10 protein-coding genes are annotated in these 15,209 nt (G+C 44.4%); 3 read left to right on the forward strand and 7 right to left on the reverse strand.

From position 1 onward, the window contains the following. Nucleotides 1-70 precede the first annotated feature (70 nt). The 7 genes from GGD38_RS26355 to GGD38_RS26385 all read right to left on the reverse strand — a co-directional run bounded on the left by GGD38_RS26355 (nucleotide 71) and on the right by GGD38_RS26385 (nucleotide 8,718). Entirely contained in the window at nucleotides 71-1,471 is a 1,401-nt protein-coding gene (locus tag GGD38_RS26355; RefSeq protein WP_375296609.1) for an aminopeptidase P family protein, read from the reverse strand. A gap of 97 nt (nucleotides 1,472-1,568) precedes the next feature. Then, nucleotides 1,569-2,849 (reverse strand): T9SS type A sorting domain-containing protein, encoded by a 1,281-nt coding sequence (locus tag GGD38_RS26360; protein WP_375296608.1) that lies wholly within the window; start codon nucleotides 2,847-2,849, stop codon nucleotides 1,569-1,571. Between the two features lie 396 nt (nucleotides 2,850-3,245). Continuing rightward, a complete protein-coding gene (locus tag GGD38_RS26365; protein WP_375296607.1) occupies nucleotides 3,246-5,396 on the reverse strand; it encodes a hypothetical protein in 2,151 nt (716 codons plus the stop codon). A 402-nt stretch (nucleotides 5,397-5,798) separates the two neighbouring features. Then, nucleotides 5,799-6,596 carry an SOS response-associated peptidase gene (locus tag GGD38_RS26370; RefSeq protein WP_375296606.1) on the reverse strand — a complete coding sequence of 266 codons (798 nt, stop codon included), beginning with the start codon at nucleotides 6,594-6,596 and terminating at the stop codon, nucleotides 5,799-5,801. Nucleotides 6,597-6,599: 3 nt separating this feature from the next. After that, nucleotides 6,600-7,091 (reverse strand): hypothetical protein, encoded by a 492-nt coding sequence (locus GGD38_RS26375; protein ID WP_375296605.1) that lies wholly within the window; start codon nucleotides 7,089-7,091, stop codon nucleotides 6,600-6,602. A gap of 2 nt (nucleotides 7,092-7,093) precedes the next feature. Then, nucleotides 7,094-8,356, reverse strand: a complete 1,263-nt coding sequence (locus GGD38_RS26380; RefSeq protein ID WP_375296604.1) for a Y-family DNA polymerase — start codon at nucleotides 8,354-8,356, stop codon at nucleotides 7,094-7,096. Next, complete coding sequence (locus GGD38_RS26385) at nucleotides 8,353-8,718, reverse strand: LexA family protein (RefSeq protein ID WP_375296603.1); 366 nt, start codon at nucleotides 8,716-8,718, stop codon at nucleotides 8,353-8,355. The genes GGD38_RS26380 and GGD38_RS26385 overlap by 4 nt, the downstream gene beginning before the upstream one ends. Nucleotides 8,719-9,122: 404 nt before the next feature. Between GGD38_RS26385 and GGD38_RS26390 the strand changes: the two genes are divergently transcribed. The 3 genes from GGD38_RS26390 (at nucleotide 9,123) to GGD38_RS26400 (ending at nucleotide 15,065) form a co-directional block, all read left to right on the forward strand. Then, entirely contained in the window at nucleotides 9,123-9,308 is a 186-nt protein-coding gene (locus GGD38_RS26390) for a hypothetical protein (RefSeq protein WP_375296602.1), read from the forward strand. A gap of 535 nt (nucleotides 9,309-9,843) precedes the next feature. Further along, the gene (locus GGD38_RS26395; RefSeq protein WP_375296601.1) at nucleotides 9,844-13,110 is read left to right on the forward strand and encodes a SusC/RagA family TonB-linked outer membrane protein; all 3,267 of its coding nucleotides are present in this window, start codon (nucleotides 9,844-9,846) and stop codon (nucleotides 13,108-13,110) included. 17 nt (nucleotides 13,111-13,127) lie between these two features. After that, entirely contained in the window at nucleotides 13,128-15,065 is a 1,938-nt protein-coding gene (locus GGD38_RS26400) for a RagB/SusD family nutrient uptake outer membrane protein (RefSeq protein ID WP_375296600.1), read from the forward strand. Nucleotides 15,066-15,209 lie beyond the last annotated feature (144 nt).

A 15,209-nucleotide genomic window follows, 5' to 3' on the forward strand; every position in this document is an offset into this window, starting at 1 on the left:
TGCCATTGAAAAATGATTTAACTTTTTTGGGTTAATGGTAGTGGGTAAGCAGTAATTGAATAATGGATTCCTAACTGTTTCGCAATGCTTCTATATCAGAAAGTGTTTTTGGCAATGATCTTCCTAATTTCTTGCTGCCATTCGAAGTGATCACATAATTGTCTTCAATACGTATGCCTCCGAAGTTACGATAATCGTTCAGCAATTCGTAATTAATAAACGATGTATGTTTTTGTTCTGTTTTCCAGCGATCGATTAGTTCAGGAATTATATATATACCAGGTTCAACAGTAAGCGCAAAACCCGCCAATAGCGTCTTGCCAAGGCGAAGCGATTTCCAGCCGAACTCAGTGCTTTTTTTCAAATGGTCATCATAACCCACCAATGGTTCACCCAGGTCTTCCATGTCATGCACATCCAATCCTATCATATGCCCAAGTCCGCACTGAAAGAACATGGTGTGGGCGCCGGCTGCTACGGCATCTGTAGCATTGCCTTTCATTAAACCAACACCTATCAGGCCTTCCGCCAGTTTAATACAGGCCTGGGTATGCACTTCTTTATATTGTATACCAGGTCGAAGTAGGGAAACAGCATGCTCAAGTGCATTCAGCACAACATTATATAAATCGGCCTGGCGGCTGGTGAATTTTTTGCCTACCGGAAAGGTGCGGGTAAGATCACCGGCGTAATGCATGCTGTTTTCTGCACCTGCATCAACCAATACCATTTGCCCTTCCTGAATGGTATTGCCGTGATAGTGATTGTGCAGGGTTTGTCCGTTTATGGTTAGAATAACAGGGTAGCTGAGTCGCCCGTTATTAGCCAGCGCAATAGCTTCTACCTGTGCTGCCAGTTCATACTCCTTCATACCGGGCCGCGCGTTCTGTATGGCTGCCAGGTGCATTTCAGCGCTGATGGTTACGGCATTATCCATTTCGGCTATTTCCCGCTCTTCTTTTATTTCCCGTTGCGCTATAACCGAACGAATAAGTTTTTCTGATACAAACTGTTGTAATTGTGCTATGGAAGTATCTAACAGGTTGGCCAGTTTTATTTTGTTCTCGGGCCGGTAGGGCGGAAGTATATGTATGGGGCGCTGTGCCTTGCGGGCTGCTGCCAACAGGCTGGCGAGTTTGGCGCTGTTGTCACTTTCTGCTATACCAACCGATTCTGCCAGTTCCTGTACCAGCGGTTGTGGGCCTGTCCAAATGATATCATCGATGCTGACATTCTCACCAAACAGTATTTCCCTGTTTTCATCGAGGTCAAAGATCACGGCCAGGCTGGGCTGATCGAGACCGATATAATACAAAAAGGTACTGTCCTGTCTAAATGGGTAGCAGTTGTCTTTGTAGTTCATACTGCTGTCTTCATTACCCAGCAACAACACAATACCATTGTTAAGTTTTGATCTCAGTTGTTGCCGGCGGGCTATATAAATGGAGCGGTCGAAGAGGTGTTGGGTCATGATCTTTTTTGGTACAAATTAATGAATGTGGCACGAATAGGGATAAAAAAGCCATTCTGTAGAAACAGAACGGCGTTATTGATCGTACCCTTAAAAACTATCTTGAATTTCTTTTTACAATTGCCTGGGTGCTGATCTCTTTTTCATTGGCCACCTTAATATAGTAGGTGCCGGGGGGTACATCAGCCATTCCAATTATTGCGCTTTGTTGTATGTTAAATGTTTTTATTATGCTTCCGTTACTGTTCATCAGTTGGCCGTTCACTGTTTTGTTTTGCCAACCCTGCGGAACAGAGATGTGTAACTCATTCAATACCGGGTTAGGATAAGCGTTTATCTTTACTGTGTCGTTTGCGTTTCCCGGGCGCACAAACTTTATTGGTGAATATCTGTATTTCCCTTCTTTATCAACCATTTTAAGGCGATAATAGATCACAACAGCGTTTGTGTTTTTAACCGGGTCCTTATATGTATAACTATTAACACTTGAAAGATCTTCGGCCGGGAACAACAGGGCTATCTGCTCAAAATTCTGGTTGTCGTAACTTTTTTCAATACTGTAGTAGTTTATGTTTTGTTCCTGGTTGCTGCTCCATGTAAGCCATACTCTTTCACTTGTAAGCTGGGTAGTGAAGTTTAACAGTTTTACCGGAAGTAAGCTCAGCGCAAGGTCACCGCCCTGCATATTCAGGCTAAACAGGTCGTTGCCATTCCAGCCGTGCTGGCTTTGATAATATCCAACCCGCATGGTTACACTGCTGGTTGATGGCGTGCTTACCCTGAACATTTGGGTAGAATCATTTTCATCTATGCCCTGGCCGCCGGTGGTTTTTGAACTGGTTGCTGAGCCCCATACCTTATTGCCATCCTGCGTTACTGCTACCTGCGGGGCGCTGCTAACGTACTCCCAATTAGGATTGTCGACCGTGATGGCGTTGAACTCACTCATTTGGTTGCTGCCATCGATACCCATGAACACACTGCTGAAATTAAACACTGGTGTGGGCGTGGTTGAGCCGGTATTTACAAATGTGATGGTAAACACGGCGTAGTGATAACCAATACCACCCAAAGAACTTAATTGAGGTTGAAAGGCGGTGGTAGAAGCGCCTGAAGGCGTAGCGTCAATGCCTGATAGTGATACGCCAGTCAAACTGTCTATTTTAACCAGAGCGTCTATTAAACCTGTGCCTGTTATTTTTGAGAACCGATAAACACATCCTGGCTGTAGGTCTGTTCCTGATACTATAGTGGGCGCATTGAAATTGAGCGATTGCGCCTGGCTAACAAAGCTGTATAACGACATTACAATGAGTAATGCAATTCTTTTAGTTGAAAGCAGTGCCGTTTTGGTTAATGACGGGTACAAATGTTTCATACTTGTGGTTTGTAAGGGTGATACAAAAGGTAACTACGACCACAGGTATTGGAAATAAATAGGCTGATTCAGTGGAAATTGGAAAAGTTCTATAGGAACATCAAGGCCGTAAATAATAATTTACGCTAAAAGAAATTCGTTGGAATGGATTGTTTTGTAGAAACGGGCCTTATGCAGTAGGAGATTGGGTACGAATACTTGATTTAAATTTCTAATACAAAGATTAGCATGTTTTTTTAAATATGCAAGTAACCGGCCATTTTTTCAAAGATTCTTGATCTGGAATAAGTGGGCGGTGAAGGCAGGTTGATTTTCAGATAGATACAAAGGGTGGTATAAAATAAAAAAGGTGGATCAACCGGTCCACCTTTTTTATTTATGTATTTCGCAGGTATATTATGGGATCAGTTGAACTGAACCTTTTAAGTTTACCTTTCCTGTTTGCAGGGTTCCGGTGATAGAATAAGTGTACATACCGGCAGTAGCTTTTGCACCGCCTACAGTACCATTCCATCCTTTAGCGATATCAGTAGTTGTGAATACCACTTTACCGGCAGCATTCGTAACCGAGAAGGTTCCCAGTGTGAATGCAGGGTCAACTTCGGCGATCTTGAATACCTCGCCTTTAGCTACTGAAAGCGTTTTTGGCATTGTTATTCTCTTCACAACGGTTACAAGAACCTCGGCGGTTCCGGCGCAACCACTTGCATTTGTACCGGTTACTTTATAAGTAGTGGTTTTTGCAGGTTTTACAATTGGGCCGGCTGTATTAGCGCCAGTTACACCAGCGGCTGGGGTCCAGCTGTAGGTGAGCGGGTTTTCGCTGATGGCGGTTAATTTAGCACTGAAACCTTCGAAGATCTTTATTTCTGTGTTTGCTTTTACTTCAGGAGCGGTTCCCATTTTCACTTCAATTACGTTAGAAGTGATTTGTCCGCCTGCGCAACCTGCAGAACTTGTGAGTACGCAGCTTACTTTATCGCCATTCTGTATAGAAGCGCTTGAGAAAGTAGGAGCAGTGCTGCCGGCATCGGTACCGTTCACAAGCCATTTGTATGCAGGAGCTGTACCACCGTTTGATACTTTCACTGAGAAAGCAGCAGGGGCGCCAATACACATACCATTTAAAGCGGGAGCAATAGCCAGTGAAGGAGACGCTGCTCCGCCGGTAACTGTTAATGTAGCTTTGCTACTGAACAGTGTTTTACAAGCGTTGTTGGCCATAACCCTGAACTGGTTATTATTCATTTTATCGGTAATACCATTTACTGTGAGGGTATTGGTAGTTACACCCGAAAAGCTCGCTCCATCTGTCAGTTCAAGCCATTCTCCGGTTGCTGGTTGAAACTGTTGCCATTGGTAGTTATCAGCGTTATTGGCGGTTACAGTAAAGGTAACATTGCCACCTTTACAAGCGCTTTTGCTGATGGGTTGTACATCGAATGAAGGAGTAGGTGCAGTACAGCTGGATACGATCTCACGAATGGTGTTGTTATAGCTATCTGTGATGAACACGTTACCAGCGATATCGGTAGCGATACCTATAGGGTACCAGATCTTAGCCAGGATGGCAGGACCGCCGTCGCCGGCATAATCAGGCGCACCATTACCAGCGATGGTAGTGATGATGCCTTTTGTATTGATCTTTCTGATAGCGTGGTTTTGATAATCAGATGCGTACACGTTACCGGCAGGGTCAACCGCCAAACCTTGTGGCGAACCGATCTGGAACTGGGCTTTAATGGCCGGGCCATTGTCGCCACTGTAACCAGCAACACCGGTTCCGGCAAAAGTGGTAATGATACCGCTTGCATTTACTTTACGGATCACTGAGTTTGAAGGATCGGCAATGTAAACGTTACCAGAGTAGTCTACAGCTATACCTGCAGGTTGGGTAAGGAGGGCTTTGGTGGCAGGGCCACCGTCGCCAGCGTAACCGGCTCTGCCAGGTACACCTGCAATTGTAGAAATAACACCTGCTTTGGTTACTTTTCTGATCACTTTGTTAGAAGCATCGGAAATGTACAGGTTGCCATCTTTGTCAGAAGCTACCGCAGTAGGACGATACAGTTTTGCCTGTGAGGCAGGACCGCCATCACCACTAAAACCTTCGGTTCCGTTACCGGCGAAGATCGTCATGATACCTGCAGTAGTTACTTTTTTGATTACTGATGCGTTGTAGTCAGCAATGTAAATGTTGCCATCATTGTCGATGGTCATACCAGTTGGCTGAGCTAACTGGGCTGCGGTGGCGGGCCCTCCGGCACCGGCGGTTCCCGCAGTACCATTACCAGCAACAGTGTTAACCACACCGTTTGATACTTTACGGATAACGTGGTTACGCATATCCGCAATGTACAGGTTACCGTCGTTATCGGTAGCCACGGCTCTAGGTTGGTTAAATCTGGCATTGTTAGCCGGGCCGGCGTCACCTACATATCCGGGTGAGCCAATAACTCCGGCAACAGTCGTAATGGTTTGCGAGTGCGCTACAGAACTGCTTGCGAATGCAATCAGGCTGCTAAATACGATTTGGTTGAGTTTCATGGGATTAACAGGATTAGTTTAATAACTATATACCTCGAAAAAATATAAAAACTTTCATTATTCCACAAATAGAATAATAAAGATATCAACAGTGTAAAACTATCTGTGTGTTACGTATTTTTTCTATCGTAATAAACCACGTTAGCACAGATGTGGTAAGCCTTAAGATGGGAGCGGAATTACGGCGTGTGCAATCGAGTTGTACCTTTTCTTTATGAGCCGATGTGTTCCGCACTGTTCACCTGACAGGCGTGGTGTTAATTTGCATATGTTATGATCTGGTACTCAGTTTACGGTTGATGGCGTTACCACATATTCCTTGCTACAAATCCCCGGTAGTGAGAACTAAAAAACGGTCAATCATATATATTATTGTACCAAACAGGCCATATGGTGGTTTTACTATGAGAACAGGGTTTTTTGCTCCGTACTTTCATCAGTGCCCAATGGTGGCAGATTTGGCCAGTTGAACGGTGCTGTTTTATCTAAGTCGTCGGGGCGGGGTTTTGTTGAACGAATGGTAAATACCGGCCAGTAATCTAACTCCTCCGAAGGCATTTCAAAATCAAGGATCTTCTGTATGCCTTCATCGGTTAATGTGGGTTGTAGCCAATGTAATTCCTGTTCTTTTGGCAAGAACATGGGCATGCGGAAAACATTGGGGCCGCCATTGTGTATTTGTTTCATTACATTATTGGCGGAACGGGTAATAAGTGTGAAGGTGCCTTTTATTTCGCCGGTCTCAACGTCAGGGAAAGGGGAGTAATAATATAAACCAGGAATGCAGAACATAGGCCGGTCTTTCAAATGCACAAAATAGGGCACTTTATTTTTCCAGCCTTTTATTTCCCGATGCTCAAAAATACCGGTTACCGGTATCAGGCATCTTTTTGTGCGTATTCTTCGCCAGAAAGATTTTTTATCATTAATGATCTTTTCGCTTTGGGCATTGCACATGTATTGCCGGCCCTTTTTTACTTTTTCAGGGGTGTTCATATAATCGGCTATTACACCCCATTCGAACGGTTTTAATTTATAGGTGTCGTCTTCAAAGATGATCACCGGGTATTTTCTGTACGCCTGCGCCATTACGTGAATGGTAAGATCAAAGTCGATCGATAACTGGGAATCGATCACCAGGTCGGGCAGATAATCTGTTATTAATTGTATGTTCGACGAAAAAGAAATATCGTAACACATGCATCAAAAATTTTCTATGTCGGCAAGTGGTAATTTCAATTCATGAATACCACACTTTAAGGTAATGAAAAGTTCGCCAAACTGAACAAAAAGGTCGGCTTTTACCGAATCAGCCCTGGCGAGGTGCCAATTTAATTTTTGATTAATGTAAATGCGGATCCTTGCTGCTATAGGTGGTGTGGGCTTCCAGCCTTGTTTCATCAACGGGCTGTAAATTTTAAATCCATCTGGCTGACTGGCAGCTATGAACAGTTTTTGATAATGTTCTTCCTCATTGATGTTGTATAAAAACCGGTTGGGATCATCGTCGAGCGTATCGTAATGTGTTTTTGCGCGGCTGTAATCGGTATAATGGGTAAATAAAAAAGCTGCTTTATTGAGTGGGTCCAATTGGTTCTTTCCCCGTTTATACGTTTGCCGTACAAAAAAGTGGTTGCCTGTTTTTATCAGCGATTCAAGCAATTTGGTGGTCAGTAAAACAAACGGATTGTGCATACTCAAATTTTTATGGTTAGCACTTCCTCAATACGGGTGGTATAACAGGGCGATAATTTTAACTGGCGCAGTTTCCACCGGGCGCCAAATCCCTGTAAAGCAAACCGCAATGCATCTTTCCCAAACGACCGGTTCACTTTATCTACCACTTGCATTAGCTGCGAATTCCGTGCCCTGTTCTCTGTTTCAAACAGGTTGTGCTGTACCTTTTCGGCCGGTACCAGTTCCATGGCGGTGCAGCCCGTTTTGCTATAATTATATCCCGGCCGGTAAATGGTCTCAAAACCCTGCCTGGCATGGCGTATAAGCTCATTGGTACTGTTGGTGGCTTCGGGCAGTTGAATGGTTAACGAACGAAAATATTGCGGGTCCTTGCTGCGGTGCGCATTGGTTTGCAAAAATATTTGAATGGTGCTGGCAGCCAGTTGCTCACTGCGCAGCTTAGCCGCAACCATGGCGGTAAAATTGGCCAGGGCTTCCATTACTTCATGTTTCTCACTAAGTACTTTGCCAAACCCCCGGGCTACACAAACCATTTTCTTTTTGGCCGGCATATCTTCAAACGCAATACAGGAAATACCTCTTAACTCATTGTACATGCGCTGGCCCACTACCGAAAGGTTTTTTCGTATCCACTCCTCCGGGGCGCGCGATACATCCCAGGCGGTAACAAACCCATTGCGTGTGAGCAGTTTCGTATACTGGCTGCCGATACCCCATATGTCGTTCACCGGGGTGTGTTGCAGGGCGAACTGCATTTTCTCCGCCGTGTCTATGCAATACACACCCAGTTGTTTATTCTTTTTCTTTACCAGCCTGTTGGCTATTTTAGCCAGTGTTTTTGAAGGTGCAATACCAATGGAAACAGGAATGCCAATGTTTTGCATAATGGTGTTCCTGATGGTATGGGCATAATCGGTTAATTGATGATGCCTGAAAGAAGTGAGGTCTAAAAACGCTTCGTCGATGGAGTATACTTCCAGCTGATCGGCAAATTGCGAAAGGGTGGTCATTACCCGGTCGCTCAAATCGCCATACAGCGTATAATTGGAAGAAAAAACTGATACGTTGTGTTGTTTCAATACGGATTCTATTAAGAAAGAGGGTGCCCCCATTTCAATACCAAGCGACTTGGCCTCATCGCTGCGTGCAATTACACAACCATCGTTGTTGCTCAAAACCACAATGGGACTATGTTGCAACGCGGGCTGAAAAAGCCGTTCGCACGAGGCATAAAAGTTATTACAATCAACCAACGCGATCATTTTTTTTCATATTTATATTTTACTACCACGGCGGTCACTACGCCCCAAACCTGCATGTTCATTTCTTCTGTGACTACCAATGGCTTATAGAGTGGGTTTTCGGGGTGTAACACCAGGCTTTTGCGGGTTTGCACGATGCGGCGCACAGTAAACTCGCCGTTTACCACTGCCAGCACTATCATGCCGCTGACAGGTTTTATTGACCGGTCAACCACCAGTAGCGAATCGTGCGGCATACAGGCATTTATCATGCTGTCGCCCGAAACACGGAAATAAAAAGTTGCGGTAGGGTGCTGCACCAGGTATTGCGACAATTCAATCACATCCTCCTGGTAATCTTTGGCCGGAGAAGGAAAACCCATAATTATTTGTTTGGTTGCAGTACAAAAATACTAAGATATTTAGTAGCTTTGTGCTAATGTTTTTAGTGGAAAACTTTTTGATTTTAGTGATCCGCTAATTGTTCTTAAACGCCAGGAGGGGAGGGCGATACTGGTAAAACGCAGATGCTGAGCGGCTTTAGTAACAATGTTCCTATGGATGATCACTGTACCGATCGTAATGAAAAAAGTTATAGCGATAACCAAAAAAAGAACGTGTTATAACAAAGAAAGTACAAAACATCCTTTATGCTTTTTCAATATGAATTTGTTTTTTTCTTTGATACATGGAAAGAGATCCACGATATAAAGCAGTTAAAATATTGATCGAAGGGAGACATATAACCGAATTTAAGGAAATCTTTACCCATGTTCCAAAAACTATCATGGCTCATGACCTGGGTACCAACAATAACCGGATGACGCGTTTAATTGCCAACGTTGATCAGTTTACGTTAGCTGAGTTGTACAAGATCAGTGATCTGCTCGATGTAGATTACAAGACGATATTCGCGCTTGCGCATACGCAACATTTCGGTAGCGACAAAAGGGGTAGAAAAGTAAAACCTTAACCGGCAAACCTTATTGCAACTGTAACCGGTTGTCCTATTGTGTTCATGCCTTATCCATTCGATGCAACAAAAACTCCTCCCTTGTTCATAAATGATTAGTAGCCCGGAGGGGTATGAGGGCTGTCCTGGTTTTACCGGGATGGCCCTTTATGCTAATGTGCTAATGCGATAATCCCGCAAAGCGGGACAAGTTATGCTAATGTGATAATGAAAGGCATCGGCCCCGGCCCCCTCCCCAACCCCTCCCCCGGAAGGGGGAGGGGCTTTTCACCCAAGCAAATTTCGTTTACGTGTTAAAGTATTAACTGTATTCCTTTATCAACTCTATCACCTCCATCAACTTATCACCCACCCCTTGTTAACCTGTCAACCTTTCCTTAACTCATTAAGACTTCGATTCTTTCAATAAACAGGCATAAAAACGCAGAAGGACCAATGTTAAAATAGATTAATAACATGCCAAGCACCGGCTACAGCTAGGCGTTGGTTAGTGGTAAATTGTAATAACTAAAGGCTGCTGCCAAAACTAACGATCATGAAACTAACTTGCCCCGCCCGAACGAGGTGGATAGCAGCGCTATGCTGTTTGCTATCCACTATGTATGGCGCTCATGCACAAGCGCCCATTTCTCATGCCGATCTCTCAAAACAAGTTCCTGTTATTCCACTTAATGAAGACGCCATTACCTATATTAATAAAGAGGTAAGGGGAACCGTTACCGATTCTGCAGGAAGTCCAATGCCCGGGGTGTCGGTATTTGTAAAAACCCAAACTACCATTGGAACAACAACCGATCTTAATGGTAAGTATATCTTATCGGTACCCGATGATATTGTATTGGTATTTACCATGGTTGGTTTCGATAACCAGGAAATACCGGTAAAAGGCAAAGAGGTAATTAATATATCTATGAAACGTGCCTCCAACTCATTGAACGATGTAGTGGTGGTGGCATATGGTAAACAAAAGAAACGCGATATCATTGGGTCCGTTACTACTATCAGTCCCGAAGAATTAAAGGTGCCTTCCAGTAATCTTACCACGGCATTGGCCGGCCGCCTGGCAGGTGTTATTGCTTATCAAACAACAGGTGAGCCGGGGCAGGACAATGCGCAATTCTTTATTCGCGGAGTTACCACTTTTGGATATAAAACATCCCCGCTTATTCTTATCGATGGCGTTGAATATACAGCTACCGATCTGGCACGTATTCAACCCGATGATATTGCCAGTTTTTCCATTATGAAAGATGCTACCGCCAGTGCCTTATATGGCGCCCGTGGCGCTAATGGCGTTATATTGGTAACAACCAAAGAAGGTAAGCAGGGCAAGGCCAAAGTATATCTCAGGTTCGAGAATTCAATTTCACAGCCAACCAAAACCGTAAAGCTGGCCGATCCCATTACTTATTTAAAACTGCACCAGGAGTCGGTATTGACACGTAACCCCCTGGCGCCCCTTCCTTATTCACAAAGTAAAATAGACTATACGCAGCTCGGTGTAAACCCCGATATGTTCCCTGCTGTTGACTGGATGAACATGTTGTTCAAAGACCGGGCAAGCAATCGCCGCGGCAATTTCAGTGTAAGCGGGGGCGGACAAATAGTAAATTATTTTCTGGCCGGTTCCTTTATGCAGGATAACGGTATTCTAAAAGTTGACAAGCGAAATAATTTCAATAACAATATAAACCTCAAAACGTACAACCTGCGCTCGAACGTAGGTCTTAAAGTTACCCGCACCACCGATGTAATGGTTCGCCTGTACGGAACGTTCGATGATTATAACGGACCTGTAGATGGCGGTACAGGTTTGTACAGAAAAGTAATGCGAACCAGCCCGGTACTGTTTCCTGCTTATTATCCTGCTGATTCAGCACATCAGTTTGTGAACCATATTATGTTCGGCAATTTTGATAAAGGGAATTACCTGAATCCTTATGCCGACATGGTTTCAGGTTATAAAGATTATAACAAGTCGCTGATGTCGGCGCAGTTTGAAGTACGGCAGGACCTTTCTTTTGTTACCCCGGGTCTGGCAGCGCGTGCATTCACCAATATCAATCGCTCTTCTTATTTTGACGTATCGCGCAGTTACAATCCTTTTTATTATACCGCCAATGGGTACGATAAATACACAAACACCTACCAGTTACAGGTTATTAATCCCGACCAGGTAGGCGCCGGCGTTGTACCACAGGGTGGAACGGATTATTTGGGCGCTCCTGTTGGTGCTGAAAAAACAGTTACCTCTAACTTTTATTTCGAGGGTGCCACCAATTACAACCGAACTTTCGATAAACATGGTTTAAGCGGTTTGCTGGTTGTAACGGCCCGTAGTAAACAGGAAGGAGATACCAAAACATTACAAAAGTCATTGCCTTATCGTAACATGGGTGTTTCGGGCCGCGCTACCTACTCATTCGATAGCCGCTATTATGCTGAATTCAATTTCGGATATAATGGATCAGAGCGGTTTTATAAATCGGAACGTTTTGGTTTCTTCCCATCGGTGGGTATGGCCTGGTATGTTTCTAACGAGAAATTCTTTGAACAATATAAATCTGCCATCAATAAGTTAAAGCTAAGGGCTACATATGGGTTGGTTGGTAACGATGAAATTGGGAGCGCTGATGACCGCTTCTATTACCTGAGCGATGTGAACCTGAATGCTGGCAGCACTACTGCGTTTGGTACCGATGGCCGGTATACCCGCAACACCATTGCCATTAATCGTTACGAGAACAGGGATATAACCTGGGAAACCTCGCGCAAGGCCAATTATGCTATGGAGTTAAGCCTGTTTGGTAAATGGGATATCATTGCTGAGTATTATACCGAGAAGCGTTCTAACATTTTAATGGGTCGTACGTATATCCCATATACGTTGGGCTTACAGGTAAACCTCGATGATAATCCACCTAAGGCCAATGTAGGCGAAGCATCAGGACATGGGGTTGATATCTCTGTTGAATACCTGCAGAATTTTGGTAAAAACCTTTTGATACAGGCCCGGGGCAACTTTACTTATGCCCGTAGCCGGCTCGACAAAAATGAATCGTTACAATATGGCGAGGACCTGTATTACCTAAACCGTATTGGTCATCCCATACCACAAACATGGGGTTATATAGCCGAGCGTTTGTTTGTCGATGATGAAGAAGTAAAGAACTCACCTACCCAAACCTTTGGCGATTATAAAGGCGGCGATATAAAATACCGCGATGTAAATCAGGATGGTGTTGTTGATAAACTCGATATGGTGCCCATTGGTTTTCCTACCACACCCGAGATCACATATGGCTTTGGCGTTTCTGCCAAATACAAAGGGCTCGACATCTCTACTTTCTTCCAGGGCACAGCCCGGCGCTCATTCTGGATGGATGTAAAGGCCACAGCGCCGTTTGTTTCATACAGGTATAAGAGTGATGAGTTACCAGGTTATATTCTGCAGAATCAGTTATTACAGGCTTATGCCGACGATCACTGGTCAGAGGAAAAAAGGAATTTATATGCTTTATGGCCCCGCCTCAGCCCTGTGTTGAACGGGAATAACAGTCAAACCAGTACCTGGTTTATGCGAAGCGGTGCATTCCTTCGGCTTAAGCAGGTAGAGCTGGGTTATACCGTGCCTAAAAAACTCACCACCAAAATCCATATCGAAAATGTTCGGGTGTATGCCAACGGTTCCAACCTGTTCAACTTCAGTGATTTTAAATTATGGGATGTTGAGTTGGCCGGTAATGGATTAAACTATCCTATTCAAAGGGTAGTGAACATGGGTATTCAGGTATCGCTGTAACTATTTAAAAAAGCACAATGAAAAAGATCAACTTACTATTTATAATACTACTGCTGGTGGCGGGTTCCTGTAAAAAGTATCTCGATGTGGTTCCCGATCAGGTAGGTACCATCGACAACGCATTTACCCAACGCAGTACGGCTGAAAAATTTTTATTCACCTGTTATTCCTATATGCCCCGCAACGGCGATATGGACGACAATCCCGCCTTTAATGCCGGCGACGAAGTATGGTATATGGACCCCATTCGCGATGTTGACCCCGACTACTGGAACATTGCCCGTGGTATGCAGAATGTTGGTAATCCATTAGGAAGTTTCTGGACGGGTAAGAACCAGGGTTTGAAATTGTTTACTGCCTTGCGCGATTGCAATATCTTTTTGGCCAATATAGATAAGGTAAGGGATATGGAGATTATTGAAAGAGAACGCTGGAAGGCAGAAGTAACATTTCTGAAAGCCTACTATCACTTTTACCTGGTGCGTATGTATGGGCCTGTTCCTATCATAAAAGATAATCTTGCTGTTGGAAGTTCGCCCGAAGAAGTGCAGGTGCCAAGAGACCCGGTGGATAGTTGCTTTAGCTATATTGTACAGTTGCTTGATGAAGCCGCTGCCAATGAGGCGCTTCCTGCAAAGATCGTAGGTACAGAAGCTACTGAGCTGGGGAGAATAACCAAATCGATCGTACTGGCATTAAAAGCAAAAGTACTGGTAACAGCCGCCAGCCCCTTATTCAACGGTAATAGTGATTTTGCTTCGCTTAAAACACAGGGAAAAGATGGCGACGCTCCACTGATAAATCCAATTGCCGATCCAAAGAAATGGGAAGTGGCCGCTGCGGCCTGCAAAGAGGCCATTGAGTTTTGCCACAGTAATTTTTATTCACTTCAGGTATATAACCCTGCATTAAATCCAAGCTGGATCATTAACGACACCATTAAAATACAACTGGGTATTCGTATGGCCGTCACTGAAAAAGAGTTTAATACCGAAGTGATCTGGGCCAACACAACCAGCAGGGCTACCGATATTCAACGCTGGACGATGCCCATTTTGGCCAGTGGTGCAGTAAGTGGTAGCGGACCAAAAGGAATACTGGCGCCGCCCATAAAAATGGCCGAGTTATTTTATACCAGTAATGGCGTTCCCATCACTGAAGACAAAACATGGGATTATGCAGGCCGTTTTCAATTAAAAACGGCTACCAATGCCGATACATTTTACATAAAAAAGAACGAGCAAACGGTAAAGCTGCATTTCGACAGGGAACCGCGTTTTTATGCCGATCTGGCTTTCGATAGAGGCATCTGGTTCGGTAACTGGATAAACAACTATTCCATCAACAACATGCTGTTTGTAAAAGCAAGAAGGGCCGAATATGCTGCCCGGCAGGGTGTAAGTAATTTTTCGGTTACCGGTTACTGGATCAAGAAACTGGTAAGCATGGGTACGGTGGGAGCTGCTGATGGCAACGTTACGGGAAGTAATCAAACTCCTTATCCCTGGCCCGAAATACGACTGGCCGATCTGTATTTGTTATATGCCGAAGCATTAAATGAAGTGAATGGGCCGGGTACGGAAGCATACAAGTGGATAGATCTGGTAAGAACAAGGGCCGGTTTGGCAGGTGTTGCCTATTCCTGGGAAAACTTTTCGAACCAAAGCACAAAACATACTACGAAAAGCGGCCTGCGCGACATCATTCACCAGGAACGATTGATTGAACTGGCATTTGAAGGACAGCGATTTTGGGATCTAAGAAGATGGCGCGAGGCCCATATCGTATTGAACGCGCCGGTCAGAGGCTGGAGCACCGAGCAACAGGACCCCGCGGCTTATTATAAACCCATAGTACAATGGACACAGGCCTTTAAGCTGCGCGATTATTTTTGGCCAATTGACCAGGATGAAATTCTCAGGAATAAGAAGCTGTTGCAAAACCCAGGCTGGTGAGTGTCACGAACAGATAATAAATTGTCGAATTAGTTCTTTGAATTTTATTATTTGATGCTATGTAAATGATGATGGTCGGCCCATCGGAAGCGACTTACAGGAGTAGCTTTCAAACCACCTTTAGCTGCTGCAATTAAAAGTTGT

This window comes from Niastella sp. OAS944, from assembly GCA_024809215.1.
Lineage (GTDB): Bacteria > Bacteroidota > Bacteroidia > Chitinophagales > Chitinophagaceae > Niastella.

What these genes read in the sequence shown, in the direction of transcription:
- GGD38_RS26355 (WP_375296609.1), bottom strand. Translation starts at nt 1,471, where the DNA reads ATGACCCAACACCTCTTCGACCGCTCCATTTATATAGCCCGCCGGCAA.
- GGD38_RS26360 (WP_375296608.1), bottom strand. Translation starts at nt 2,849, where the DNA reads ATGAAACATTTGTACCCGTCATTAACCAAAACGGCACTGCTTTCAACT.
- GGD38_RS26365 (WP_375296607.1), bottom strand. Translation starts at nt 5,396, where the DNA reads ATGAAACTCAACCAAATCGTATTTAGCAGCCTGATTGCATTCGCAAGC.
- GGD38_RS26370 (WP_375296606.1), bottom strand. Translation starts at nt 6,596, where the DNA reads ATGTGTTACGATATTTCTTTTTCGTCGAACATACAATTAATAACAGAT.
- GGD38_RS26375 (WP_375296605.1), bottom strand. Translation starts at nt 7,091, where the DNA reads ATGCACAATCCGTTTGTTTTACTGACCACCAAATTGCTTGAATCGCTG.
- GGD38_RS26380 (WP_375296604.1), bottom strand. Translation starts at nt 8,356, where the DNA reads ATGATCGCGTTGGTTGATTGTAATAACTTTTATGCCTCGTGCGAACGG.
- GGD38_RS26385 (WP_375296603.1), bottom strand. Translation starts at nt 8,718, where the DNA reads ATGGGTTTTCCTTCTCCGGCCAAAGATTACCAGGAGGATGTGATTGAA.
- GGD38_RS26390 (WP_375296602.1), top strand. Translation starts at nt 9,123, where the DNA reads ATGGCTCATGACCTGGGTACCAACAATAACCGGATGACGCGTTTAATT.
- GGD38_RS26395 (WP_375296601.1), top strand. Translation starts at nt 9,844, where the DNA reads ATGAAACTAACTTGCCCCGCCCGAACGAGGTGGATAGCAGCGCTATGC.
- GGD38_RS26400 (WP_375296600.1), top strand. Translation starts at nt 13,128, where the DNA reads ATGAAAAAGATCAACTTACTATTTATAATACTACTGCTGGTGGCGGGT.